The 1,633-nt window shown below is 71.1% G+C and carries 1 protein-coding gene; it reads right to left on the bottom strand.

The annotated features are described in order from the left end of the window. Positions 1-544 precede the first annotated feature (544 nt). The coding region (locus AC08ON_RS09070; protein ID WP_476616783.1) for a malic enzyme-like protein at positions 545-1,633 on the bottom strand (1,089 nt) is incomplete at its 5' end.

Below are 1,633 nucleotides of genomic sequence, written 5' to 3'. Positions count from 1 at the left end.
TACCCAGTCAACATCCCACCGGTTCACCGAACACTTACCTTCGGATGACTGGTCACGCGAAGTGGCGTTCGTATCCCCTTCCCAACGTGACCAGGCCACCCGCGACGTGGAACTCCCCCCGCGCCGGGCCGGCCGGCGTCGGACGCACGAGCGCTCTCGGCCCGGTGTCATCTCCTCGGCCATGTCGGTTCCTCGGCCATGTCGGTCCGGCTCGGGCTTCCCGGCAGGCCGAAGAAGCAGGGTGGTGCATTGCTGGAATATGGCCGTATGGCCCTTTAGGGTATTTTTGAATGATATGCCGCAAAGATCGGACCGGGGCCGCCGTACTTCCGCATCCGCAATGCCGGTGGGAGAGTGCCGCCCATGACAACGCACCCCGTTCATCCCGTTCAGGAGGAACGGCCCTCCCAACGGACGATCATCCGCCGGGATTCGCCGATGGGCCTGGCAGCGGACCTGTCGGTGGGCCTGGCAGTGGCGGGCCCCACCACCCCCTACCAGGTGACCACCTCCAGGCGACCACCTCCGCCGGGAGCGCGGTGAGCTACTCCTGCGCGGTGAGGGCGTGGGTGGCTGCCGCGGCAACGGCGGGGGCGAGCCGTGGATGGTCGAGGGGAGGCAGCACGCTGCCGGGCGGCGTCTGACCGACGAGGGCGTGCACGGCGGCGAGGCGGGCAGCGGGGGTGACCGGGCGGCGAGTGGTGACGACCGCCCGCAGCAGTCCGGGCAGCGCGTGCAGCGGACGCGGGCCCGAGGTGGCGCGGGCCAGCGGAGGGGGCGTCTCCGGGCGGATCCGCAGGACAGGAACGCCCTTGGGCGGCGCCGCCAAGCCGATCAGGTCGACGATCAGATCGAGTTCGGGGGCGAGCAGGTGCAGCGGCTGGATGCCGTAGTCGACCGGATCGTAGAGGGTGATCTCGTGGAGGCCGACACCGATCAGTAAGCCGGCGAGATCGCCGCCCCGAGCCGGGTCCACGACGGCGACGCGGGCCCGCCCCGGCGCGATGTCACGCGCCCGGAGATGGTTGAGGACCGCGGCCGCGGCTGCGACGGCGAGACCGTCGTTGACGGTGTCGAGCAGCAGATGCGGGGCGGCGGACCGCAGCGCGGCGCGGGCGGCGTCGATGCGGCGGACATGCGTGTGGACCAGGACGGTGGCGGCGAATCCCGGAGCGATCATGCCGATCGCCGCGGCGAGCTCGGCGGCGGTACGGGCGGCGATCGGCATGGGGATGACGTCGAACCCGGTCGCCCGGTGTAGGTGGACCGCCTGGGACTCGACCGCTGGCAGGGCCGCCTCGGCGGCCAGCGGCTCAAAGTCCAAGACGGCGCTGCCGTCGGTGAGCAGCGCCACTCGGCGTGGCCGGCCGGTGAACCGGTCGGTGTGCGTCGGGTGCATGGCCAGATGGCTGATGACGCGGCGGTCGGCGTCAGCGTCCAACAACGCAAGATCGTGACCGGTCGTGACCGACGCGCGGAGACACTGGGCGAGTTTGCCGGTTGACGCGACGGTGAAGACGGGATCCTCGGTCTGCAACAGGTCGGCACCCAGCCGCTCCCGTAGCGCCCGGACCAGCCAGGTCAATGTGGACCCGCTGTCGGCATCCAACGTGATCCGCCGGCCGCCCCCGGG

Source organism: Frankia sp. CoWAU3, assembly GCF_977971855.1.
This window is presented reverse-complemented; position numbering and strand designations above follow the sequence as displayed.